At 69.5% G+C, this 22,998-nt stretch carries 23 protein-coding genes and 1 riboswitch; of the genes, 10 read left to right on the top strand and 13 right to left on the bottom strand.

All coding sequences use genetic code 11. The features are described from left to right. Positions 1-154 precede the first annotated feature (154 nt). The 4 genes from N803_RS18070 to N803_RS14415 form a co-directional block, all read right to left on the bottom strand. Positions 155-478 (bottom strand): type II toxin-antitoxin system PemK/MazF family toxin, encoded by a 324-nt coding sequence (locus N803_RS18070; protein ID WP_084764553.1) that lies wholly within the window; start codon positions 476-478, stop codon positions 155-157. Continuing rightward, the gene (locus N803_RS14405; protein ID WP_035906546.1) at positions 475-714 is read right to left on the bottom strand and encodes a hypothetical protein; all 240 of its coding nucleotides are present in this window, start codon (positions 712-714) and stop codon (positions 475-477) included. The genes N803_RS18070 and N803_RS14405 overlap by 4 nt, the downstream gene beginning before the upstream one ends. 136 nt (positions 715-850) lie before the next feature. Continuing rightward, entirely contained in the window at positions 851-2,488 is a 1,638-nt protein-coding gene (locus N803_RS14410) for a DNA repair helicase XPB (protein ID WP_035906549.1), read from the bottom strand. A 6-nt stretch (positions 2,489-2,494) separates the two neighbouring features. Further along, entirely contained in the window at positions 2,495-3,187 is a 693-nt protein-coding gene (locus N803_RS14415) for a DUF4190 domain-containing protein (RefSeq protein ID WP_035906554.1), read from the bottom strand. A 136-nt stretch (positions 3,188-3,323) separates the two neighbouring features. Between N803_RS14415 and N803_RS14420 the strand changes: the two genes are divergently transcribed. Then, positions 3,324-4,268 (top strand): hydroxymethylglutaryl-CoA lyase, encoded by a 945-nt coding sequence (locus tag N803_RS14420; RefSeq protein WP_035906629.1) that lies wholly within the window; start codon positions 3,324-3,326, stop codon positions 4,266-4,268. 268 nt (positions 4,269-4,536) lie between these two features. Here the strand turns inward: N803_RS14420 and N803_RS14425 are convergent, their stop codons facing one another. Then, positions 4,537-6,816, bottom strand: coding sequence for a helicase-associated domain-containing protein (locus tag N803_RS14425; RefSeq protein ID WP_245617294.1), 2,280 nt, complete (start codon positions 6,814-6,816; stop codon positions 4,537-4,539). 35 nt (positions 6,817-6,851) lie between these two features. Here N803_RS14425 and N803_RS14430 point away from each other — a divergent pair, with 35 nt between their 5' ends. Then, positions 6,852-7,772 (top strand): aldose 1-epimerase family protein, encoded by a 921-nt coding sequence (locus N803_RS14430; RefSeq protein WP_035906557.1) that lies wholly within the window; start codon positions 6,852-6,854, stop codon positions 7,770-7,772. Here the strand turns inward: N803_RS14430 and N803_RS14435 are convergent. After that, complete coding sequence (locus N803_RS14435) at positions 7,759-9,027, bottom strand: MFS transporter (RefSeq protein ID WP_035906558.1); 1,269 nt, start codon at positions 9,025-9,027, stop codon at positions 7,759-7,761. The two genes, N803_RS14430 and N803_RS14435, sit on opposite strands and share 14 nt — an antisense overlap. Before the next feature lie 177 nt (positions 9,028-9,204). Here N803_RS14435 and N803_RS14440 point away from each other — a divergent pair, with 177 nt between their 5' ends. From N803_RS14440 to N803_RS14450, 3 genes are read left to right on the top strand one after another with little or no spacing between them, the layout of a single operon-like run. Continuing rightward, on the top strand, positions 9,205-9,609 hold the full coding sequence (locus N803_RS14440; RefSeq protein ID WP_035906560.1) for a cold-shock protein: 405 nt from the start codon (positions 9,205-9,207) through the stop codon (positions 9,607-9,609). Beyond that, positions 9,609-10,349 carry a DUF3027 domain-containing protein gene (locus tag N803_RS14445; protein WP_035906562.1) on the top strand — a complete coding sequence of 247 codons (741 nt, stop codon included), beginning with the start codon at positions 9,609-9,611 and terminating at the stop codon, positions 10,347-10,349. Before N803_RS14440 ends, N803_RS14445 begins: the two co-directional genes overlap by 1 nt. A gap of 8 nt (positions 10,350-10,357) precedes the next feature. Then, positions 10,358-10,660, top strand: a complete 303-nt coding sequence (locus tag N803_RS14450; RefSeq protein ID WP_084764555.1) for a DUF2530 domain-containing protein — start codon at positions 10,358-10,360, stop codon at positions 10,658-10,660. An 86-nt stretch (positions 10,661-10,746) separates the two neighbouring features. On the opposite strand, the gene N803_RS14455 is transcribed toward N803_RS14450, so the two are convergent. After that, a complete protein-coding gene (locus tag N803_RS14455) occupies positions 10,747-12,240 on the bottom strand; it encodes an NCS2 family permease (protein ID WP_035906565.1) in 1,494 nt (497 codons plus the stop codon). A 131-nt stretch (positions 12,241-12,371) separates the two neighbouring features. Between N803_RS14455 and N803_RS14460 the strand changes: the two genes are divergently transcribed. Further along, positions 12,372-12,824, top strand: a complete 453-nt coding sequence (locus N803_RS14460; RefSeq protein WP_052112323.1) for a MarR family winged helix-turn-helix transcriptional regulator — start codon at positions 12,372-12,374, stop codon at positions 12,822-12,824. After that, positions 12,821-14,119, top strand: a complete 1,299-nt coding sequence (locus N803_RS14465; RefSeq protein WP_035906567.1) for an MFS transporter — start codon at positions 12,821-12,823, stop codon at positions 14,117-14,119. Before N803_RS14460 ends, N803_RS14465 begins: the two co-directional genes overlap by 4 nt. A 404-nt stretch (positions 14,120-14,523) precedes the next feature. On the opposite strand, the gene N803_RS14470 is transcribed toward N803_RS14465, so the two are convergent. From N803_RS14470 to N803_RS14490, 6 genes are all read right to left on the bottom strand, one after another. Further along, entirely contained in the window at positions 14,524-15,093 is a 570-nt protein-coding gene (locus tag N803_RS14470) for an SUKH-4 family immunity protein (protein ID WP_035906570.1), read from the bottom strand. Continuing rightward, the gene (locus tag N803_RS14475) at positions 15,090-15,356 is read right to left on the bottom strand and encodes a phospholipase D-like domain-containing protein (protein ID WP_035906572.1); all 267 of its coding nucleotides are present in this window, start codon (positions 15,354-15,356) and stop codon (positions 15,090-15,092) included. Before N803_RS14475 ends, N803_RS14470 begins: the two co-directional genes overlap by 4 nt. Positions 15,357-15,526: 170 nt before the next feature. Beyond that, complete coding sequence (locus tag N803_RS18610) at positions 15,527-15,676, bottom strand: KOW motif-containing protein (RefSeq protein ID WP_169743102.1); 150 nt, start codon at positions 15,674-15,676, stop codon at positions 15,527-15,529. Beyond that, entirely contained in the window at positions 15,657-16,841 is a 1,185-nt protein-coding gene (locus tag N803_RS18405) for a lytic transglycosylase domain-containing protein (RefSeq protein WP_052112324.1), read from the bottom strand. The genes N803_RS18610 and N803_RS18405 overlap by 20 nt, the downstream gene beginning before the upstream one ends. 230 nt (positions 16,842-17,071) lie before the next feature. Continuing rightward, entirely contained in the window at positions 17,072-18,196 is a 1,125-nt protein-coding gene (gene serC / locus N803_RS14485) for a phosphoserine transaminase (RefSeq protein WP_035906574.1), read from the bottom strand. Positions 18,197-18,372: 176 nt separating this feature from the next. Further along, a complete protein-coding gene (locus tag N803_RS14490; protein WP_052112325.1) occupies positions 18,373-19,521 on the bottom strand; it encodes a citrate synthase 2 in 1,149 nt (382 codons plus the stop codon). Between the two features lie 135 nt (positions 19,522-19,656). On the opposite strand from N803_RS14490, the gene N803_RS14495 reads away from it, so the two are divergent. From N803_RS14495 to N803_RS18940, 3 genes are all read left to right on the top strand, one after another. Continuing rightward, entirely contained in the window at positions 19,657-20,895 is a 1,239-nt protein-coding gene (locus N803_RS14495; RefSeq protein ID WP_035906643.1) for an MFS transporter, read from the top strand. A gap of 15 nt (positions 20,896-20,910) precedes the next feature. Beyond that, positions 20,911-21,618, top strand: a complete 708-nt coding sequence (locus N803_RS14500) for an iron-dependent transcriptional repressor DtxR (protein WP_035906575.1) — start codon at positions 20,911-20,913, stop codon at positions 21,616-21,618. Between the two features lie 117 nt (positions 21,619-21,735). Continuing rightward, complete coding sequence (locus N803_RS18940; protein ID WP_156969799.1) at positions 21,736-22,581, top strand: VldE C-terminal domain-containing protein; 846 nt, start codon at positions 21,736-21,738, stop codon at positions 22,579-22,581. Positions 22,582-22,796: 215 nt separating this feature from the next. Continuing rightward, positions 22,797-22,959: riboswitch (cyclic di-AMP (ydaO/yuaA leader) on the top strand. The last annotated feature ends 39 nt before the right edge of the window (positions 22,960-22,998 follow it).

A 22,998-nucleotide genomic window follows, 5' to 3' on the forward strand; every position in this document is an offset into this window, starting at 1 on the left:
GGAGTCTGGGAGTTCGCTGGACGTATGCCGGGTGCTCGCCTGCCGCTGTGTTGTGCGCCTGGGCTGCCCAATCCGGTTCACGAACCATGTGGTTGCTCGACAACCGGATCGATCCGGTCATCGAACAACGTGGTGGTTCGCGAACCGGACTGGGTCAGTGGCAGTCGACGGCGACACCCAAGGCTGCGCAGACCTGGGACATCCGGGCGTCGCTGAGCCTCCCCATTCGCTCGACCAAGGTCCCCACGGAGACGGACTCCACGGCGTCGAGCGCCGCGACGCACGGACGGGGGACGGGGTCGCTCTCCGGGCTCAGCTCGACCTCGCTGGGCAGGCCTCGGATGGTGGTCGTGCACGGAGCGACGAGCGTGCGACCCAACGCTCGCATCGCCACCGTCCTGGAGAGCAGCACGACCGGGCGACGAGGGAAGTGCGGGGTCTCGCACCACCACACGTCCCCGCGTTCAATCGCGGTCACGACTGGCTGACGGCGTCGCGCCACCCGGCCAGGTCGCCCCACGCGTCGGGCTCGTCCCGAATGGACTCGGAGTACGCGGCCCGGTAGGCCGCGTCGATCTCGGCTGTGCGGTGGGATCGCAGGAGTGCCTCGAGGGCGGCCTCGAGCACCGAACTGTCCCGGGCGCCGGGCATGGTTCGACGGGCCGCCTCGATGAGTTCGTCATCGACTGTGGTGCTCACTCGAATCCTGCTCATGCCACCATCATGCCACTCATGTGGCACGATCGCGTCCCTCGTTGCCTTCGGCAATCGTCAGAGGTCGTTCTTGCTGCGACCTCCTCCTCATGCCTACGGGCCTCGCTCCTTCGTCGCTCGTTGCCTCCGGCAATCGTCAGAGATCGTCGCTGTCGATGATGCGGTAGGCGTAGCCCTGTTCGGCGAGGAAGCGCTGCCGGTGGGCGGCGAACTCCGCGTCCACCGTGTCGCGCGCGACCACGGTGTAGAAGTGCGCCGTGCGCCCGTCACCCTTGGGCCGCAACACTCGGCCGAGGCGCTGCGCCTCCTCCTGCCTCGACCCGAAGGTCCCCGACACCTGGATCGCGACACTCGCCTCGGGCAGGTCTACGGAGAAGTTCGCGACCTTCGACACGACGAGCAGCGAGATCTCGCCGGTGCGGAACGCCGCGAACAGGCGCTGCCGCTCGGCCACCGTCGTCTCACCCGTGATGAGGTCGGCATCGAGGCGTCCGGCGAGTTCGTCGAGCTGGTCGAGGTACTGCCCGATGACGAGCGTCGGCTCGCCGCGGTGACGTTCCACGAGCTTCTCGACCACGGGCAGTTTCGCGTCCGAGCAGGAGGCGAGGCGGTAGCGGTCCTCGGCGTCAGCGACGGCATACGCCATCCGTTGTCCGTCGGGGAGCGTGACCCGGACCTCGACGCAATCGGCGGGAGCGATGTAGCCCTGCGCCTCGATGTCCTTCCACGGCGCGTCGAAGCGCTTCGGCCCGATGAGCGAGAAGACGTCGGACTCGAGCCCGTCCTCGCGCACGAGCGTCGCGGTGAGTCCGAGACGGCGGCGAGCCTGGAGGTCGGCGGTCATCCGGAAGATCGGTGCGGGCAGCAGGTGCACCTCGTCATAGACGATGAGGCCCCAGTCTCGGGCGTCGAGCAGGTCGAGGTGCGTGTAGACACCCTTTCGTCGCGTCGTGAGCACCTGGTAGGTCGCGATGGTGACGGGGCGGATCTCCTTGCGCGCGCCGGAGTACTCGCCGATCTCGTCCTCGGTGAGGCTCGTGCGCCGGAGCAGTTCGTCCTTCCACTGCCGTGCCGAGACGGTGTTGGTCACAAGGATGAGCGTGGTGGCCGAGGCCTTGGCCATGGCGCCCGCGCCGACAAGGGTCTTGCCCGCGCCGCAGGGGAGGACGACCACCCCGGAGCCGCCGTCCCAGAAGCCGTCGACCGCCTGCTCCTGGTAGGGCCGCAGCGACCAGCCCTCGGTCTGGTCCAATGCGATCGGGTGCGCCTCGCCGTCGACGTAGCCGGCCTCGTCTTCCGCAGGCCACCCGACCTTGAGCAGCTCCTGCTTGAGGTGGCCGCGCTCACTCGGGTGCACGAGGACGGTGTCGTCGTCGATGGTCTCTCCGACGAGCGGCTTGATTCGCTTGTGCCGCAACACTTCTGTGAGCACGGCGCGGTCGGTCGTACGCAGGACGAGGCGGCCCTCGTCGTCCTTGAGGAGCGTCAGTCGGCCATAACGCGCCATCGTCTCCGCGACGTCAACGAGCAACGCGTGCGGCACCGGATAGCGACTGTGCGTCACCAGCGCATCGACGACCTGTTCGGCGTCGTGTCCGGCGGCACGGGCGTTCCACAGACCGAGCGGCGTGATGCGGTAGGTGTGGATGTGCTCCGGTGCCCGCTCGAGTTCGGCGAACGGGGCGATGGCACGCCGGGCATCCGCCGACTTCGGGTGGTCGACCTCGAGAAGGAGCGTCTTGTCGCTCTGGACGATGAGTGCGCCGTCAGTCACGCGACCTCAGTAGGTGTAGCCGTCGTCGTAGCCGGAGTCGTAGGCTCCCGCCACGCCGAACGCGATGAAGACCCCGACGGCAACGAGGCACAGCACGACGCCGACGGCGAACGAGATCCAGCCCCACTTCGTCAGGCTGCGCGAGCCCACCGGGTCCGTGGCGTTCTTGGAGAGCGCCATGATGCCGAGGATGAGCGGGATGATGCCCGGAACGCAGCACGTCACCAGGGTGATTCCCGAAATGATCGTGAGGACGAGGGCGCTCGTGTTCTGCTCGGGTGGGGCACCGTAGGCGGCCGGCGGAGCCTGCCACTGACCCGGAGGCTGGTATGCCGGGTAGCCGCCCTGCGCTCCCGGCGCGCCGTAGGCGCCGGACGCGGAGTAGGGGTCGTAGGCCGGCTGCGGGGCACCGTAGGGGTCGGCGGGTGGGGGTGCCGCGGCATACGGGTTCGTCGGCTGCGTGCTCGAGCCCGAGTACGGGTCGTTCGCCGGTTGGGCGTCCTCGGGACGGCTGGCGGTCGGTGCCTCGTAGGTCGGAACCGGCGGCACGGGTGGCACGGGCGGAACCGGTGGAACCTGTGAGTGCGACGGGACCGGAGCCGTCGGCGGCACGTCGGGGCCCTGCGGGATGTATTCGGTCGGGCTGGCCGTCGGATCGCTGAACTCGCTCGGCTGCGGGTCCTTGTCGCTGTCACTCATGGCGACAAGGTATCCCGCCGAGGGGCCTCGGCGTGCGGCCGCCCGACGTGTGACGAAAGTGCCTGCGGCCCGGGCCGAGGTGGGTCGCCGGCCACTGCCTCCCCACCGCGTGGCATGTCAGGATCTGTGCATGAGCATGCGCACCCCGCAGGTCGAAGCCGACCCGACTCTCCCGCCCGAGATCACGATCTATGAGGTCGGGGCACGCGACGGGTTGCAGAACGAGAAGTCGGTCGTCCCCGCCGACGTCAAGGCGGAGTTCATCCGCCGCATGGCTGCCGCTGGCCTGTCCACGATCGAGACGACGTCGTTCGTCAACCCACAATGGGTGCCGCAGCTCGCCGACGCGAGCGAGGTGCTCGAGCTCCTCGGCGACGAGGGCCGCGGGCCGAAGCGTCCCGTTCTCGTCCCCAACGAGCGCGGTCTCGACCGCGCGCTCGAGGCCGGTGTCGGCGCGGTCGCGATCTTCGGCAGTGCGACGGAGACCTTTGCCCGAAAGAACCTCAACCGGACCGTCGATGAGTCGATCGAGATGTTCCGACCCGTCGTCGCGCGTGCGCACGACGCCGACCTGTGGGTCCGCGGCTACGTGTCGATGTGCTTCGGCGACCCGTGGGAGGGGCCGGTGCCGGTCGAGCAGGTCGTCGACGTGTGCGCGCGTCTCATGGACCTTGGCTGCGACCAACTCAGCCTCGGCGACACGATCGGTGTGGCCACGTCCGGTCACGTCGCACGACTCCTCGACGCCTTGGGCGACAGGGGAATTGGGGTCGAACGCATTGGAGTCCATTTCCATGACACCTACGGCCAGGCGCTGAGCAACACCCTCGTGGCCCTGCGTCGTGGAGTCACCGTCGTCGACTCATCGGCCGGTGGGCTCGGTGGCTGCCCCTATGCCGAGAGCGCCACGGGCAACCTCGCCACCGAGGACCTCGTGTGGGCCATGCGCGGTGCCGGCGTCGAGACCGGCGTCGACCTCGAGAAGCTGCTCGAGACGAGCGCCTGGATGGCTCGGCAACTCGGCCGCCCTTCGCCCTCCGCCGTCGTCCGCGCCCTCACCCCCGCAGCTTCCAGCGATTGATCTGCGCGGTCGCGTCACAGGTGGTGACGCGCGCTCAGTTGCTCCTTCGTCGCAAACGCACGCCCCACCACCTGTGACGCAACCCGAGTCGCGGACCTCACCGTGTGCATGGGGAGTGGGCCGAAGGCGTCGTGCCGAATTCGCCGCTGGCTGGGTCTGGCGGCGGGTCCCACGCTCTGCGTGGGCGCGCGGAGTGCGGTCTGCGCGCGCAGCGCGGATGGGACTGCGGCGAATCGGCACGACGCCGTAGGCCTGTCCAACCAAGCCCTCAGTCGGGGACGACGCCGGTGATCCGGTGGATGGAGAGGGTGCGGGCGACGTCCTCGGCCACGCCGCTGACCCGCCCGCCGTCGATCCGTTCGGGGTGGAAGAGCAGGCGTTGGGTCTGGCCGATGCTGTCGGAGTAGCCCAACCACACCGCTCTTCCGTCGGCGATCGCCTCGCGCAGGACGGCGATCGAGGTCGTGGGGTCGTTGGCGGGGATCGCCGGACCGCGACCTCCTGCGATGGCGGAGGCGCGATTCCGGGCCTCGTCCTCGCCGGCGCGCAAGGTCTGGATGAGGGAGCCGAGCTGGGCCCGGTCCATGGCCTGGACGAGCGCGGGATCCACGGAGCGTGAACGTACGGCTCGCCGGGCGGGGCGGATCGGGACGGCGACCACGCCGGAGGCCGACTCGGGCACGGGTGCGAAGCCTTCCTCGCGCAGCATCTCGAGGACCACCTCGGGCGAGACGGGAGAGGTCAGGACGGTCGGGGCGATGCGTCGGAGCTGCAGTGGGGCGAGCCTGCGGTGGGCGAGCATGACCTCGAGTCCCCTCTCGTCCTCGCTGCGGATGACGGCGCTCACGCCGCGGACCCGGATCGTTCCGTGTCTTCGGGCAACGTCACGGACGAGGTACTCCAAGGGCTGTGGCACCGGGGTGCTCGAGGCGTCGCGCAGCCCGGCGAGGATGTCGTCGCCGGTCCAGCCCTGGTCGAGGCAGCGACGGATCGACTCGTCGCTGAATCGGTGGACGGTGGCGCCGCCGCGTGATTCGACGTCGGCGACGAGTCGCAAGAAGGCCGCCAGCGAGCCCGTGACGGGTCCCGGTGCGATGGCGGTGAGGTCGGCCTGCAGCAGGACCGCGTCGACCGGGGCGGGCAGGTGCGGGTGGATCGACTCGGCGGCGGCCCGAGGGTCACCCTCGGCCAGGAGGACGGCCCGCCCCGCTGAGCTGAGGGCGCGGTGCCCGGTGACTCCTAGCCAGGCGGCTTCGCGCAGCACTGCCCCCACGACGGAGTCGAGGGTCCGGGGAACGCGTCGTGGTCGGGCCCAGCGCACCGACTCGGCGACCGCGGCGGGTTCGGGGGCGGTGGCCCAGTGCCGATCAAGGAGGTCGAGCACGGCCCGGCGGAGGCTGCGGATCGGCGGCCACTGCGCGTCCGGCCCGAGGGCGTTGATGACGGTCGAGGCATCGGTCCGTCCGCCGACGCGGTGCGGGGCACGGGTGCTCGACAACCACGCGAGGGCGAGGCGGGCCCACCGCTCCCCACCGGGCTCGGTCTGCCACTGGTCGTATTCTGCGGTCGGCACCCAGTGCGGCTCCACCTCGCCGTCGTCGGCGACGAGGTCGGCGATGAGGGCCAGTTCGACGAGGTATGCCGTGTGCTCCGGTTCCGTGTCCAGACGCGTCGACGCCGCCTTGAGATCGCGGACGGACAGGCCACCCGTGCGCAGGACTCGAGGGGGATCCTGCGACCAGGCGTCGAGGAGTTCGTCGAGCAGGGCGAGGACTTCACTGGCGGCGGCACCCGCGGCGGCGTCGACCCGGTCCGGGTCAACTGCGACACCTGCCGGGGCGGGTGGCATCAACTGTGAGTCCGCGTGGACCCGGCCGCCCCGCAGCACCATCGCGACCTCCCGGGGGAGAGCCACTTGGTCGGCCGCGACGGCGCGGACGAGTCCGTGGGCGAGCAGCCACCGTGCGCCGTCCTCGGCGGGACCGCGTCTCCCGGGCGCATCGTCGGGCCCCACGATGCCGACGGCCGGACCCCACGTGAGGCGGTCGAGGATCGCGCGCGCCCGCGGTGGTGCGGCGGCGATCTCCGACTGGAGGGTGGCCTCGTCCGCTGCAGGTGGCCCGGGCAGGTCCTCCGCCGGGAGGCCGAGTCCGGCCGGGTTGTCGCCGAGGACGTCGATGACGGTGCGTGTCACGACGAGTCCGTGGGGCGACCTCCACACCAGGCCGACGCGCCACAGGTCGTCGAGCAGGCCAGCCGCGGCGGACTCGTCGGAGGCACCAAGCAGTCGCGCAAGTGTCGCCGGGGTGACCGGATCCGTAGCGACGGCTGCCGCCTCGAGAGCCTGGAGGTGCGCGGCATCCAGCGCATCGATGGCGCGAGCGGTGCTGGCTCGGGTGGCGCTGCGCGAGGCCAGGGCGGTGAGGTCGCTGGGTGCCGGTCGCGCGAGGTCGGGGCGGGCCGCGACGAGCGACGTCAACTCCTCATCGGACCGCGCCCTGATGTCATCGGCCAGGGAGCGGTTCGGCGGAGAGGGCTCGGGCACCACCGCACCACCCTAGAGCGCCCGCGTAGATTCGGGGGATGAGCTCCCGAGAGACCTCACCGACCGGCACCCAGTGGTCCGTCTCGTCCGGTCCGGACGAGTTCACGGTGGTCGAGGTCGGGGGAGGGCTGCGGGCGTGGAACCGCGCCGGCGTCGACGTCCTCGCCGGCTACTCCGCCGACAGCCCCTGCACCAGCGGCCGGGGTCAACAGCTCATCCCGTGGCCGAACCGGATCCGCGACGGGCGCTACGCCTTCGACGGCGCCGAGCGACAGCTCCCGCTCACCGAGGTCGAGCACCACAACGCGAGCCACGGCCTCGTCCGCTGGGCACCGTGGCGACTCGTCGACCGCACCGACACGTCGATCACCGTGGGGCATCGGCTCTTCCCACAGCCGGGCTGGGACTGGCACCTCGAGACCACGACCATGTACGCCGTGACACCCGAGGGCCTGACCGTCACCACCCGTGTGGCGAACGTGGGAGAGAAGCCGGCGCCCTTCGGCTACGGGGCGCACCCCTATGTCGCGATCGGCGATGCTCCGGTCGAAGAGGTGGAGGTGCAGATCCCGGCCGAGTGCTTCGTCGAGGTCGATGACCGTCTCCTGCCGACACGCACGACGTCCGTGGAGGGCTCCGTCTTCGACTTCCGCGAGCGGAAGGCGATCGGCGCGCAGCGTCTCGACACGGCATACACGGATCTGTCGGTTGTCGACGGCCGCTGGACGATCACTGTCGCGACCCCGGGCCGCGCGCAGGTCGAGGTATGGGGTGAGGCCGCAGCGTTTCCGTGGGCGCAGGTCTTCTCCGGCAAGGCGGAGGCGGACCAGTCCGGTGAACACGGCATCGCGGTGGAGCCCATGACGTGCCCGGCGGACGCGTTCAATTCCGGCGATTCCCTCGTCGTGCTCGAGCCCGGGCAGACGTGGCAGGGCGTGTGGGGGATCAGCCCGCGGTGACGCCGTTCTCGGCAGCGGTCAACTGACGCTCAAGGACGACGATGGCGCCCGCCATGACGACCAGCCCTGCGAGCATGGTGCCGATGAACACCGACGACAGGTCGTGTTCGAGGAGGAAGCCGGACGCGATCGGTCCGAGGATGGCGCCGCCCTGGAAGGCGCCGGCGTTGACGGCGTTGGCCCGACCGCGGATGTGGTCGTCGGCCATGTCGTTGGTGATGGCCGGGATCGCGATCTGCATGAAGATCTCGCCCAGGCCGAAGACGCCCATGAATGCCACGACGGCGACGGCCGCGAACAGTGCGCCCGGCTCCAGCCCGGCGGACGACAGGACGAGCCAGGACACGACCCACAGGGCCACCATGACGAGGAGCCCTCGGGTGCGGCGGCGGCCGGTGACGGCCTTGAGCACGGTGAACTGGAGGGCGACGATCACCAGGGTGTTGATCGCGAACGCGAACCCGATGACCTGCGTTGACACCTCACTCACCTGGCGGGCGAACGCGGGGAAGCCGGACTCGATCTGGCCATAGCCGATGAAGGTGCACAGGAAGGTGATGAAGGTCAGCCAGAGGACCGGTCGGCGCCGCAGCAGGTCGAGGTAGCCGACCGTGGCTGCGTCCTCCGGGTGCTCCGCCCGACCGTGCACATGGCGCAGCGGAATGAGCAGCAGGCCGATCGGGACGAGCATGCTGAGCGCGTCGGCCAGGAAGATCAGGGTGAACGTCATCGGCTCCCGCACGTCGACGAAGAGGCCGCCGATGACTCCGCCAAGCCCGATGCCGAGGTTGACCAGCGCGAAGTTGACGCCGAAGTACTGCTGCCGGACCGGCCCCGACACGACCGATGCGATGAGGGCGTTGAAGGCCGGCCAGGACACGCCGAAGTTGAAGCCGAGCAGGACGAAGCCGACGACGAACATCGGGACCGTCGTCGCGAAGGCGAGGACGGTGCAGCCGACGAGCTGCGCGAACGTCCCGGCGAGCAGCATGCGGCGAGCGCCGATGCGATCGGTGAGTGAGCCGCCCGGACCGGTGACGAGGAGCGCGACGATCGCGATGAGGGCGAGCAGGCTGCCGGCGGTGCCGAGACCGATGCCGCGCACCTCGTGGATGTAGATGACGGTGAACGGGAGCGTCAGCCCGCGCCCGAGCGTCTGGATGGCGACCGTCGACAGGAGCCATCGCCCGGGCGTGGGCAGGTCGGCCCAGAACTGTCTCAGGCTCACCTTGGGGCGGTCGGTCGTGGCGGTCACCGCAGAACTCTCGCAGGGCGGACCGACAGCTCCCAACCGAGTTTCGGTTCGAGGCTCGCAGCAGGCGGGCTGAAAGGCGTGCGCGTGGCGTGCGTGCAGGCAGATACCCTGTCCTCGTACGCCCGGAGGTGCGACACCCGCACTCCGGACCACCCGCAGCAATCACAGAGGTGCCCCGTGCCGACTGGCAAGGTGAAGTTCTACGACTCCGAGAAGGGTTTCGGATTCGTCTCCACTGACGACCCCGCCGAGGGCGGCGACGTCTTCGTTCCCTCGAGCGCGCTCCCCGCCGGAGTGACCAGCCTCAAGAACGGTGCCCGCATCGAGTTCGGCATCGTCGAGGGGCGTCGCGGAGCGCAGGCGCTGTCGGTCCGTCTCCTCGAGCCGGCCGCGAGCGTCACCGCGAACCGCAAGGCGCGCGACCGCAAGCCGGCCGACGAGATGGTCGTCATCGTCGAGGATCTCATCACCCTCCTCGACTCCGTCCAGAACTCGCTGCGCCGCGGCCACTACCCGGACAAGGGTCACGGCAGCAAGGTCGCCCAGGTGCTGCGCGCGGTCGCCGACGACCTCGACGTCTGATGCCCACGGTCAAGCCCGACGCGACGCTCAAGGGCGCGGTCGACGTCGCCCGTGAGGCGGCAGAGTCCATCGCCGAGCGCGGGACCGTCGGTGACCACCTCGGCATGGAGATTGTCGAGGACCGCGTCGCGACGCACTACTTCGCGTGCACGGCGACGGCCTACCCCGGCTGGCGTTGGGCCATCACCGTCGCGCGCGTGCCGCGCTCGCGGACTGTCACCGTGTCGGAGACCAACCTCGTCCCGGGTGACGGTGCGCTGTTGTCGCCGCAGTGGCTTCCGTATGCCGACCGGCTGGCTCCCGGGGACATCGGCCCCGGTGACGTCACCCCCAAGGTCGACGACGACCCGCTGCTCGAGGCCGGCTTCGAGGCCACCGGCGTCGATGGTGACGAGGACGCAGCCGTCGCCTGGGAGCTCGGACTGGGCCGCCCCCGCGTGCTGTCCGCCGAGGGTCGCGACGTCGCCGCCCAGCGGTGGTACGACGGTGACCACGGCCCCAACGCTCCCGTCGCCCAAAAGGCTCCTGCGCCGTGTTCGACGTGTGGCTTCTTCATCCCGATGGCGGGTGCACTTCGACCTTTTTTCGGCGTGTGCGCCAACGCGTGGTCACCCTCCGACGGCGCCGTCGTCAGTCTTGACCACGGGTGTGGCGCCCACTCCGAAGTGGACATCGACGCCCCCGAGCCCGAGGTCATCGCACCTCCCGTGCTCGACGACAACGAGCTCGAGCGGGTCTGAGGGCCGGCATGAGCGGCACCGAGGGGTCGAGCGAGAGGTGGGCGGACGGCATACCGGATCCGTCCGACTCCGGTGCGCCCTCGTCCGGTGACCTCGAGGCCCTCGAGGCCATGCACGTCCCGACCCAGCGGATCATCACGATCGGTCTGGCGCTGTGGGCGGCGGCGCTCGTCGTCACGCTCGTCGTGCCGGCACTGCATTCCGGGTCGCGCGACTGGTGGCCGTGGGCCTGTGTCGCGGGCCTGGGTTTGGGCAGCGTGGGTCTGCTCTATGTGCGCCGCGGTCGCGGCAACGCCAGCGACGCCCACTGAGCTATCCACTTATTGCCCGTTTGGGACATGCGGTGGGTGGCCTGCGGCCGGTGCGCACGTCCCAAACGGGCAATAAGTGGATGCTTTTAGACGCCGAGGACGTCCTTGATCGGGTCGATGGCGAAGTAGAGGACGAAGAGTCCCGCGACGAGCCACATGAGCGGGTGGATCGCCGACGCCTTGCCGCGCACGACCTTGATGAGGACGTAGGCGACGAAGCCGGCACCGATGCCTGCCGTGATGGAGTAGGTGAACGGCATGAGGACGATCGTGAGGAACGCCGGGATGGCGATCTCGACGTCGTCCCACTCGATCTCCTTGACCTGCTGCATCATCAGGAAGCCGACGAGGATGAGTGCGGGGACCGCGGCCTCGGACGGCACGACCTTGATGAGCGGGGCGAAGACCATCGAGGCGAGGAAGAGCAGGCCCGTGATGACCGAGGCGAGGCCGGTGCGCGCACCCTCACCCACACCCGAGGCGGACTCGATGTAGCTCGTGTTCGACGAGACACCTGCGGCGCCACCGGCGGCTGCGGCGAGCGAGTCGACGACGAGGATCCGGTCGGTGTTGGGCGGCAGACCGTCCTCATCGAGGAGGTCGGCCTCGTGACCGATGGCGGTCATCGTGCCCATGGTGTCGAAGAAGTCGGCGAGCATGAGCGTGAAGATGAGCAGCACCGCCGAGACGATGCCGACGGACTGGAACGAGCCGAGCAGCGAGAACTGGCCGACGGTGGCGAAGTCCGGGGTGTCGATGACCTGGTCGGGCAGCTCGGGAACGATGAGGCCCCAGCCGGTCGGGTTGACCTTGTCGCCGGCGACCATCGGGCCGATCTTGGCTATGGCCTCGATGACGATCGCGAGGACGGTCGTCGCGATGATGGCGATGAGGATGGCGCCGCGGATCTTGCGGACCCACAGCACGATGATGAGGATGAGGCCGGCGACGAAGACGAACGTCGGCCAGCCGCCGAGGAAGCCGTCGACACCGAGCTGCACCGGCACGGGACCGGCACCCGTGCGGCGCACGAACCCCGCGTCGACGAAGCCGATGAGCGCGATGAAGAGGCCGATGCCGACGGAGATCGCGACCTTGAGCTGCTTTGGCACCGCGTGGAAGACGGCCTGACGGAACCCGGTGAGCACGAGGACGAGGATGATGATGCCCTCGAGGACGACGAGTCCCATCGCGTCGGCCCATGTCATCTGTGACGCGACGGCGAACGCGACGAACGCGTTGAGTCCGAGGCCCGTGGCGAGGGCGAGCGGGAAGTTCGCGACGACGCCCATGAGGATCGTGAGCAGACCGGCGACGAGGGCAGTGCCCGCGGCGATGGCCGGCAGGTTCGATCCGTCGCCCGGGCCGCCGCCGAGGAAGGCGCCGTTGGCGTCCTTGGCGAATCCGAGGATGAGCGGGTTGAGCACGACGATGTAGGCCATCGTGAAGAAGGTGACGAGACCGCCTCGCACCTCCCGGCCGATCGTCGAGCCACGCTCGGTGATCCTGAAGTAGCGGTCGATTGCGGAGGACCCGGTCTGGCGCGGGTCGGCTGTCTTGGCAGGTGAGGCAGTCGGCATGGGCGGAACGATATCGACCAAGGAGAGCGGACGGCATACAAAGGTCTGCCTGTTGACACGGATCACGTGGCGGAGGCCGCACCCGCCTTGGGGGAAATACTTAGCCGACGTAATGAGTTAGGCTAAGTATCATGAGTGAACAGACGCCTTCGTATGCCGCACTGCGGCCTTCCGCGGTGTCCTCACTTGCCGGTGAACTCCGGTTGGCCTGCATGCGCATCTCGCGCAGGGTCCGCTACGAGAGCACGGATTCCATTGCGCCACACCAGTTTTCGGTCATGTGCCGACTCGAGGAGTCGCCACGCACTCCCGGCGAACTCGCCGAGATCGAGCGCGTCAGCGCCCCGAGCATGACCCGCACCGTCGCCGGCCTCGCCGAGCGCGGCTGGGTCGAGCGCGCCCAGGACCCCACCGACAGGCGCCAGGTCATCGTCACCCTCACCGACGAGGCCCGACAGGCCCTCAAGGACACCCGGCGCAAGCGTGACGCCTGGATGGCCGTGCGCGTCGGGCACCTCGACCCCGAGGAGCAGGCCGTCCTCCAGCGCGCCGCCGCGATCCTCACGAAGGTGGCCAACGAGTGAGCCCCACCTTCACGTCCTTCTCCGTGCGGAACTACCGCATCTACTACGCCGGTTCCTTCGTCTCCAACGTCGGCACCTGGATGGGCCGCGTCGCCCAGGACTGGCTCGTTCTCACCGAGCTCACCGACCACTCGAGCCAGGCGCTCGGCATCGTCACCGGCCTCCAGTTCCTGCCCTTCCTCGTGCTGGCGCCGTGGGCCGGAGCCATCGCCGACCGCTTCCCGAAGCGCCGGATCCTGCTCGTCACCCAGTCCCTCCTGCTGCTGACGAGCCTGGTCCTCGCCGGCCTCGTGCTCCTCGATGTCGCCACCCTGTGGCAGGTCTATGCCATCGCGCTGGTCCAGGGCGTCATCACCGCCATCGACAACCCGGCCCGCCAGTCGTTCGTCTCCGAGATGGTGCCGCGCGACAAGCTCGCCAACGCCGTCGCGCTCAACAGTGCCTCGTTCAACGCAGGCCGGCTCATCGGCCCCGGCGTCGCCGGACTCATGATCGCGGGCTACGGCACCGGATGGACCCTGCTCGTCAACGTCGGGACCTTCGTCTTCGTGATCGCAGCCCTGCTGCTGCTGCGCCCGGGGGATCTCATCCCCGCGCCACTCACCCGCGGCAAGGGGGCGATCCGGGACGGCGTCCGCTACGTCAAGAACCGGCCCGACATCCAGGTCGTCATGCTCCTCGTGTTCGTGCTCGGAACGTTCGGCATGAACTTCCAGGTCACGACGGCGCTCATGGCGACACAGGAGTTCGGCAAGGGCCCGACCGAGTACGGCATCCTCGGCTCGATCATGGCCATCGGCTCGCTGTCGGCGGCGCTGCTCAGCGCACGTCGGGCCAACCCCCGCCTGCGTACTCTCCTCGTCGCTCTGGCCGGCTTCACGCTGTCGACGGCGGCGGCGGCATTGGCTCCGACATACACGCTCTTCGCCGTCGCGCTCATCCCGACGGGGCTCTCGGCGCTCACCGCGCTGACGACGGCCAACGCGATGGTGCAGCTGCGCACCGACCCGCTCGTGCGCGGACGTGTCATGGCGCTGTACATGGCGATCTTCATGGGAGGCACCCCCATCGGTGCCCCGATCATCGGCTGGATCGGAGAGGTCTGGGGAGCCCGCTGGACCATCGCCATCGGACCCATCGCGGTCGGCATCACGCTCGTCGCTGTCATGACCTGGTTGGCCCGGAGGGAGAATGTCCGGGTGAGCTACGAGTCGCAGCGGTCGCCGCGCATCACCATCGAGACCGTGCCCGCGCGTGACGCCGTCACCGAACCGGCCCCCGAGGCTGCGCGATGACCCCCACCTTTCGTCGGCGGATGACCCTCGGCGTTCTCGCCATCGTGCTCGTCGTCGCGGTCGTGTATGCCGTTGTGAACTGAGCGGTGCCAGTCCTGCGGCTCCCGCCGGGGCTAAGTGCACTGTGCGGTGCGCGCTCAGTCGCTCCTTCGTCGCGAACGCACGCACCGCGCAGTGCACTTCGCCGCGAACGCACGAACCACCCCACAGTGCTGCGCCAACGCACGCACCCCGCAATCCACTGCGCCGCCCGGTCGCGCTCCTCTGCCCCAATGCACTGATTGCCAGTTTGGAAGAGTTGTGAGCGTCAGCGAACAACCCTTCCAACTGGCAATCAGTGCATTCAGTCGGGGGTGAGGGGTGGGAGGGGCTAGGGGAAGCGGCCGAGATCGGCCGGTCAAGGATCAGCCCATGCGCCCGGTCTCGAGGTAATCGAGAATCGGCACCGCCAGCGGAAAGATAAGGTCGTCCAGCATATAGTGCAGTTGCCACCAGAAGGCGGGCTCAGCCATCGCCGGCGGGTCGGCATCGGTCAACTGATCGCGCAGCGGGTCGGTGATCGCCGGCATGTGCTGTTTCAGATCGCCCGGATAGCCCTTGGCCGTGAACACCGCCGCCATGAACAGGCAGTAACAGCGGACAAAGGCATCCGGGTTGCTGTTCACGAAGACGCTTTCCTCGTCGAAGACTTCCTCCACCGGGTTCAGCAGCCGGATCGTGCCATCGGCGGCCTCGGCCAGAATGCCCTCGCCCGAGGTGCCAAAGGCCAGATAGCGGTCGCCCTGCCAGGTCACCTCGACACACTCATCGGGAAAGCGCGGAAAGTGGAAATTGGCCTTGGGGTAATCTTCCAGCACCGCCAGCCAGTTCGCCTTGACGGCGGCTATATCGTATTTACGCTTGGGCAAGCGGGACATGCTGGCACCGGCCAGCCCGTCCAGTTCCTTTTCGATACGGGCGAAGAATTCGGTCATTTCAACCCTTCGAGAATACTCTGCAGCACGCGGAAGAAGGCTCGCGGCACGACGAGGTTGGCGAACTCGTCGAAGGCGACGAAGACCTCGACCCCGCGGTCGTGAGCGCGGACGAGGGCCTCACGGAAGGCCAGGCCCGTGTCGTCGCCCTTACAGATGTACGACTCGAAGAAGATCCGGTGCTGGGCGGCGTCGATGTCGGCGAGCATGTCCTCGAAGCGCGACTCGCCGGAGGTGTAGATCCGCGGGTCGCCGCCCGGCACGGGGAGTCGTGCGACTCGGCCCGCGGGAGTCGGATCACGGGCCGGTCATTCTTGCGCTTGGAGTCGAAGACGAGCAGGCCGACGACGGTCGCCGCCTGGGCGGCCAGGGTCACGGCTGCAGCCCGGCGCGGGGTACGACGGGGCGAGAAGCGGCGTGACATGGACTCACCCTAGGGGAGGAGTTGGACCGAGCCGTAGGGGAGGACGATCGGCAGCTTGATGCCGAGGACGACGAGCTCGACGGTGACGGTCTTCTTGGTCGTGTCGACCTTGAGGATCTTGGCGGAGAGGCCGAGGTATTCACCGGCCGTGATCTTCACGGTGTCGCCCGGCGAGAACGGGTCGGGGTCGACCGCGACCGTCGTCGACGGAAGGGGAATGGCCGTGACCTTGGGCAGCGGCAGGGAGGGGAAGCGGCGAGCTGGACGACGGCTTGGGAGTCGTTGCCGGCTTCGGCGTCGTGCCCGTCGGAGTGGGCTTCGGCTGCGCCGGCGTGCCGGGTCCGGTGGTCGGCTTCGGGGCGGGTGTGGTCCCGGTGGTGGGGGCCGGCGTGGCCGAACCGCTGGGAGTGGCCGTCGGGGCAGGCGCGCCGGCCGGGGGCAGGTAGGGCGCCTGCTGGCCGTAGCCCGACGGGAGGGCGGTTGCCGGAACGACGCTGTGCCCGGCGCGGTAGGACGCCGCGATGCTCGTCACCGTGGCGACGTAGTCCATCGAGTGGTTGTAGCGGAGGACAGCCCGCGTCAGGTCCCCTGGCTGGGTGAGGTCACCGGAGCCGGAGCAGAGGTAGATGCCGGCCGCGGTGGCGGCGTCGGCGAGGTTCTGCGGGTCCTTCCTGCCGTCGCCGTTGCCGTCGGCGCCGACGGACTTCCACGTGCCGGGGATGAACTGCATGGGACCCACGGCGCGGTCGAACACGACGTCGCGGTCATAGCGGCCGCCGTCGGTGTCGAGGATGCGCGCCACACCGGAGCCGTTGAGCGGGATCCCGAAGATGCCCGGAACGGCAGTGCCGGCGGCGTCGAGGAGGTTGCGGCCCCAGCGGCCGTGGTCGCTCTCGACCTTGCCGATGCCGGCCAGCAGGGCCCAGTCGATGCGGCAGCCGGGGTCGGCGCTGGCGAGCAGTCGCTCGGCCGCCTGGTAGGCCGCCAGAGCCTGGGCGGGGATGCCGCTCGCGACGCTGGACAGGCCCCAGGTCTGGAGCTCGGTCGAGCCGGGCAGGGACTCCGGAGGGATCGAGGCGTTGGCTTCGGGGAGGGCGAGTTCGGGAAGGGCCGGGAGAGCGGGGAGAGTGGTCACGCCATCGGCCTGCTGGACCTCGACCGGGGGAACGACGATGCGCGGGCGAGCCTGCGCACTCGGCTCGGTGGCTGCCACGGCGGCCACCCCAGTCGTCGTGACGGCCAACGCAGCGATGGCCCCCGCCACGCGTCGTCCGGTGGTGGTCCGCAGTGCGGCCAGAGCCGCTCGATGTGTGCCAACACCCATGTCAGCTCTCCTTCCCCGGCGCCGTCCTTGGCGCACCCGCGCAAGGTTACCCGGGGAAACTCGACTCGGAAAACCCATCCGTGATGAGGAACACGCCGCGGCCCCGAGCAAGGGAAACGGGTCCCGAGCAAGAGAACAGTTCTCTTGCTCGGGACCCGTTTAGCGGGGAACCCGTAAAAGGTGAGGCGGGTGTGGCGAGCCGGGGTGTGGTGGGCTCCGCCGGACGTGCGTCAGAGAGCGGAGACGACGTGCTCGATCGAGGCGATCAGCTTGCTCACGTCCTCCGGCTCGACGGCCGGGAACGTCGCGACGCGGAGCTGGTTCCGACCCAACTTCCGGTAGGGCTCGACATCGACGACGCCGTGCGCACGCAGCGTCGCCGCGATGACCGAGGCGTCGATGGCGTCGTCGAAGTCGATCGTGGCCACGACCTGCGAGCGAGCCGCCGGGTCCGCGACATAGGGCGTGGCGTAGTCGACCGAGTCGGCCCAGGCGTAGAGGCGACCCGACGAGTCCGCCGTGCGAGCGGTGGCCCAGTCGAGGCCACCCTGCTCGTTGATCCAGCGGACCTGCGAGTCGAGCAGCGCGAGCGTGCCGACGGCGGGGGTGTTGTAGGTCTGGTCCTTGCGGCTGTTGTCGATCGCCGTGGGGAGGCTGAAGAAGTCCGGCACCCAGCGACCCGACGCGGCGATCTCGTCGACCCGAGCCAACGCGGCCGGCGAGAAGAGCGCGAGCCACAGGCCACCGTCGGCGGCGAAGCACTTCTGCGGGCCGAAGTAGTAGACGTCCGTCTGCGACACGTCGACGGGCAGACCGCCGGCACCCGAGGTCGCGTCGATGAGGACGAGTGCGTCGTCGGCCGCACCTGCCACGCGCTGCACGTCGGTCATGACACCGGTCGAGGTCTCGTTGTGCGCCCAGGCGTAGACGTCGATGCCGTCCTCGGCGACCGCGACGGGGCGCGTGCCCGGGTCGCTCTTGATGATCGAGGACTCGCCGAGGAACGGGGCGTTCGACGTGACGGCCCCGAACTTGCTCGAGAACTCACCGAACGCGAGGTGCTGCGCGCGCTCGCGCACCAGCCCGAACGCCGCGATGTCCCAGAACGCCGTCGCGCCACCGTTGCCGAGGATGACCTCGTAGCCCTCCGGCAGGGAGAACAGGTCCGCGAGGCCGGAGCGCACCGACTTCACGAGGTTCTTGACCGGGGCCTGTCGGTGGGAGGTGCCGAGGACGGTGGAGCCGAGTGAGGCGAGGAACTCGACCTGCTCGGGGCGGACCTTCGAGGGTCCGGAGCCGAAGCGTCCGTCGGTGGGGAGGAGGTCTGCGGGGATGGTGATGGCTGCGTCAGTCACCGGGCCATCCTCCCCCAGAAACAGACCCCTTCCGGTGTGAGTTCACCCACCGGGACGCCGTCCGGATGCCGGGCAGGCGACCACCGCCGAAAGGGAAGGCGGTCCCGCAACGCGAGCGCCCGGCATACCGAAACAGCTTCTTCGGTATGCCGGGCGCTCGGCGTGCGTGGTCGGGTTCAGCTCGCGCGGTAGCCCTTGACCGACTCGATGCCGCGGGGGCCCTCGCCGATGTAGCGGGAGCTCGGACGGATGAGGCGGCCCGTCTCCTTCTGCTCGAGGATGTGCGCGGCCCAGCCGGCGGTGCGGGCGGCCACGAAGAGCGGCGTCATCATCTCGCCGGGGACCTCGGCGAAGTCGAGGAGCACCGCAGCCCAGTAGTCGACGTTGGTCTCCATGCGGCGCTCGGGGTGGCGCTCGGCGAGGGCGGCGATCGCGGCCTTCTCGAGCTCCACCGCTACCTCGTAGCGCGGGGCGCCGAGTCGCTTGCAGGTGTCACGGAGGACCGCCGCGCGCGGGTCGTAGGCGCGGTAGACGCGGTGGCCGAAGCCCATGAGGCGCTCGCCGCGGTCGAGGACGCCCTGCACGTAGGCCGTGGCGTCGCCGGTGCGCTCGACGCCCTCGATCATGTGCTGGGCGCGGGACGGTGCGCCGCCGTGGAGCGGGCCGGACAGGGCGCCGATCGCACCGGAGATGCAGGCGGCGACGTCGGCGCCGGTCGAGGCGATGACGCGGGCGGTGAACGTCGAGGCGTTCATGCCGTGCTCGGCAGCGGAGATGAAGTAGGCGTCGATGGCCTCGACGTGCTTGGGGTCGGGCTCGCCGCGCCAGCGGATCATGAAGCGCTCGACGATCGTCTTGCCCTCGTCCACGCGGCTCTGCGGCACCATCGGGGACGTCTGGCCGTGCGCGGACTGACCGATGAACGACAGTGCCATCACGGATGCGCGGGCGAGGTTGTCGCGGGCCTCCGCGGAGTCGATGTCGAGCAGGGGCTTGAAGCCCCAGACCGGCGCGAGCTGTGCCAGCGACGACTGCACGTCGACGCGGATGTCGCCGGAGTGCACCGGCAGCGGGAACGGCTCGGCCGGAGGCAGGCCCGGGTCGAACTCGTTGTCGACGAGGAGGCCCCAGACCTGACCGAAGCTCACGCGTCCGACGAGGTCCTTGATGTCGACGCCGCGATAGCGGAGCGCGCCGCCTTCCTTGTCGGGTTCGGCGATGGTCGACTCGAAAGCGATGACTCCCTCGAGGCCGGGCCGGAAGTCAGGATCCGGTGCGGTGGTCGGGGCAGCGGTGGGCTGGGGGGTGTCGGACTGCGATGTCACAGGTTCCCTCGTCTCGGGTTCTTCCGGTGGTCGGGCAGCAACATTGTGCACGCCGATGCACCGCGGTGTGGATCAAGGTCGCGGATCGCCGGGCGACCCGTCTCGGGGACCAACCTACGTGTCAGGGTGGGCATCGTGGCCGGCCCCGACGAGTTCTCGCTCAAGAGCATCGCGTTGCCGGCCTTCGGCCCGACCGCGGTGTGGTCGGTCGGCGTCGGGGCGGTGGCACCGGTCGTGGCCCTCAGCGCCCGCGACCTCGGAGCGAGCGTGGCCCTCGCCGCGACGTTCGTCATCATCGAGGCGCTCTCGGCGTTCGCGTCATCGCTGCCCGCGGGCTCACTCGTCGCGCGCATCGGGGAGCGGCGCGCGCTGACGGGAGCGGCGATCGTCGATGCGTTGGGGGCACTTCTGGCCTTCCTCGCACCGAACCTCTGGGTGCTCGGTATCGCCATCGGTCTCATGGGGATGACGAGTTCGGTCTTCCTGCTCGCTCGACAGTCGTGGCTCACCGCGCGTGCACCTGTCCGGATCCGGGCGCGCGCGATGTCGACGATGGGTGGCGTGCAGCGCGTCGGCCTGTTCGTCGGTCCCCTTGTCGGCGCGCCGCTCATCGCGGCGTGGGGAACCCAGGCGGGGTATGCCGTCGCGGTCGTCGCGGGACTCCTCGCCTCCGTGTGGGCCTGGTTCGGAATGCCCGACGACGACGAGGCTGTCGGCGTCACGAGCGAAGGGGCCACGCCGGAGGCGTCGGCCGGGACGGAGCGGGTGACGCTCGGTGACATCCTGCGGGGGCACCGGCAGGTGTTGGCGACGATCGGTGTCGGGGTCCTCCTCGTCGGGGCGGCCCGACAGGGACGGTTCGTCATCGTGCCGCTCTGGGCCGAATCGGTCGGCATCAGTGACAGCCAGACAGCGCTCATCTTCGGGATCGCCGGTGCCGCGGAGGTCCTGCTCTTCTATCCGGCCGGAACGGTCATGGACCGGTTCGGTCGCGTGTGGATCGCAGTGCCGTTCCTGCTCGTCCTCGGGGCCGGGATGGTGCTGCTCCCGCTGTCGCACGGCTTCGCTGCGGTCGCGGCCGTCTCGACGGTCATGGGGATCGGCAACGGCATCGGTTCGGGCATCGTCCAGACCCTGGGGGCGGACCTGGCGCCTGTCGCAGGTCGGGCCCAGTTCCTGTCCGTGTGGCGGTTCATGTCCCTCATCGGGCAGAACGGTGCCCCGCTTCTCGTCAGCATCGTCACGGCTCTCGCGGGCCTCGGGCCGGCGTGCGTCGTGCTGGGACTCCTCGTGCTGGGAGGTGCGCCGATGCTGGGACGGTGGCTCCCGGCATACGATCCCCGCCGCGGAGCGGCACGAGCTGTCCGGGCGTGATGAGAGACTGGTCGCGTGACCGATCTCATCGACACCACGGAGATGTATCTCCGCACCGTCTTCGAACTCGAGGAAGAGGGCATCACGCCCCTGCGCGCGCGGATCGCCGAGCGGCTCGGCCACTCGGGCCCGACCGTCTCGCAGACCGTGGCCCGCATGGAGCGCGACGGGCTGCTGACTGTCGCGGGGGACCGCCACCTCGAGCTGTCCGAGGAGGGTCGCCGCCTTGCCACCCGGGTCATGCGCAAGCACCGGATCGCCGAGCGGCTCCTCGTCGATGTCATCGGCCTGGAGTGGGAGTTCGTCCACGACGAGGCGTGCCGGTGGGAGCACGTCATGTCCGACCGGGTCGAGCGCAAGATCCTCGCGCTGCTCGCCGACCACGCCGAATCGCCCTACGGCAACCCCATCCCCGGCCTGGACGAGTTCGGTGAGGCGCTCGGCGAGGACTTCCGCACGGGCCTGCAGACCCTGACCGAGGTGGCACAGGAGGACACGGTCACCGTGACGGTGCGGCGGATCGGGGAGCCCGCACAGATGGACCACGAGGCGCTCAGCCTCATCACCGCGGCCGGTCTGCTGCCGGGTCAGCTCGCGGTCGTCCGCCGCGACGGGGGCCGCATCATCGCGGTCCTGGCGGGGGCCGACGAAGCCACCGGTGTCTCGCTCCCGGAGGACATCGCCTCGCACGTCTTCGTCGCTCGGATTCCCGCGACTGCCTGACCCCACTGGGGCCCGAAATGTGGCACGCTTCTCTGCGCGCCTCGTTATCGGAATGTGACTTTGCGTGATGTCACCGTTACCGTGGAGTATCCCCTGATCCACCGAGAGGTTTCTTTCGTGCTTTCCCCTGACACCCGCGCCGGTCGTCGACGCGCTCAAAAGGCGACCCGACGTCCCGATCTCCGCGTCCTGTCCTCGATGTCCCGGCCCACCGTGGTCAAGGGTCTCGTTGGTCTGGGCCTCGCCACCAGCGTCGCCGCCGCCGTCGCCGTTCCGGTCGAAGCCGCGCCCGAGCAGATCGAGCTCGGCGGCCAGACGTCGGCCCTGATGCTGGCCGGTCGCGCCCAGGCGGCCGAGAACTCAACGTCGCGCAGCGCGACCCGCACCCCCGCCGCGGGGTCGGCGGCTGCCGAGGTGGCCGTGAGCGCCCCCGCCGCTGCTGTGAGCGGCAAGGTGGCCGCCGGCCCCACGGGCGTGTCCGCCGTGGCGAAGCCGAAGCCGAAGCCGAAGCCGACCCCGACCCCGACCCCCGAGGAGAAGACGAGCGAGTCCAGCGACTCGTCGTCGTCCTCCTCCAGCAGCTCCTCCACCCGGTCCACGAGCGTCCCGTCCGGCATCGGCTCGGGCGCCTACGTCGGCTGGTGCAGCGACAAGGGCCTGGGTCGCAACGCCTCGACCGTCTGCTCGGCCGTGCGCTCGAACTTCGGCATCTCCAACATCGGTGGCTACCGCGCCGGTGCCGGCGACCACGGCACCGGCCGCGCCGTCGACGTCATGGTGTCGGGCTCGACCGGTGACGCCGTCGCCCGGTGGGCCATCAACAACATGAGCCGCCTCAACATCACCTACGTGATCTGGAAGCAGCGGATCTGGCTCGCCGGCGCCTCGAGCTGGCGTTCCATGGAGGACCGTGGCTCCGCCACCGCGAACCACTACGACCACGTCCACATCTCCGTGGAGTGACCTCAGGTCTGCACGATGGAGGGCGGGAACCGACACGGTTCCCGCCCTCCATCTTTTTTCACACGTTTCTCTGACGTTCCTGCAGGTCAGGCTTGGTGCCGCGGAGCGCGGCGAAAATGCGCCGTGACCCAAACGTGACTTTGCCCGTTTCGTTGGGTACGGTTGCCGAGGTTCATCCTCCCCTGGGGTGAACTGTCGCGACGGATTGCCGAGTCCTGTCACCGTCGCCGACTGCAACGCAATCCGCTGGCAGGAGCGGGGGAACCACTTTTGGATCAACCAGCTGGTTGGTCCTTGGGGTTAAGTCAGTCCTCGACTGGCCGGGCAGCAACCTCCGCCCGAACCCGACAGCTCACCCCGCAGGCATCGAGAGGTTCACCGTGGCTCACTCCACTCATGGGCGTCACCGCGCCCCCG

It is taken from the genome of Knoellia subterranea KCTC 19937 (genome assembly GCF_000768685.1).
Classification (GTDB): domain Bacteria; phylum Actinomycetota; class Actinomycetes; order Actinomycetales; family Dermatophilaceae; genus Knoellia; species Knoellia subterranea.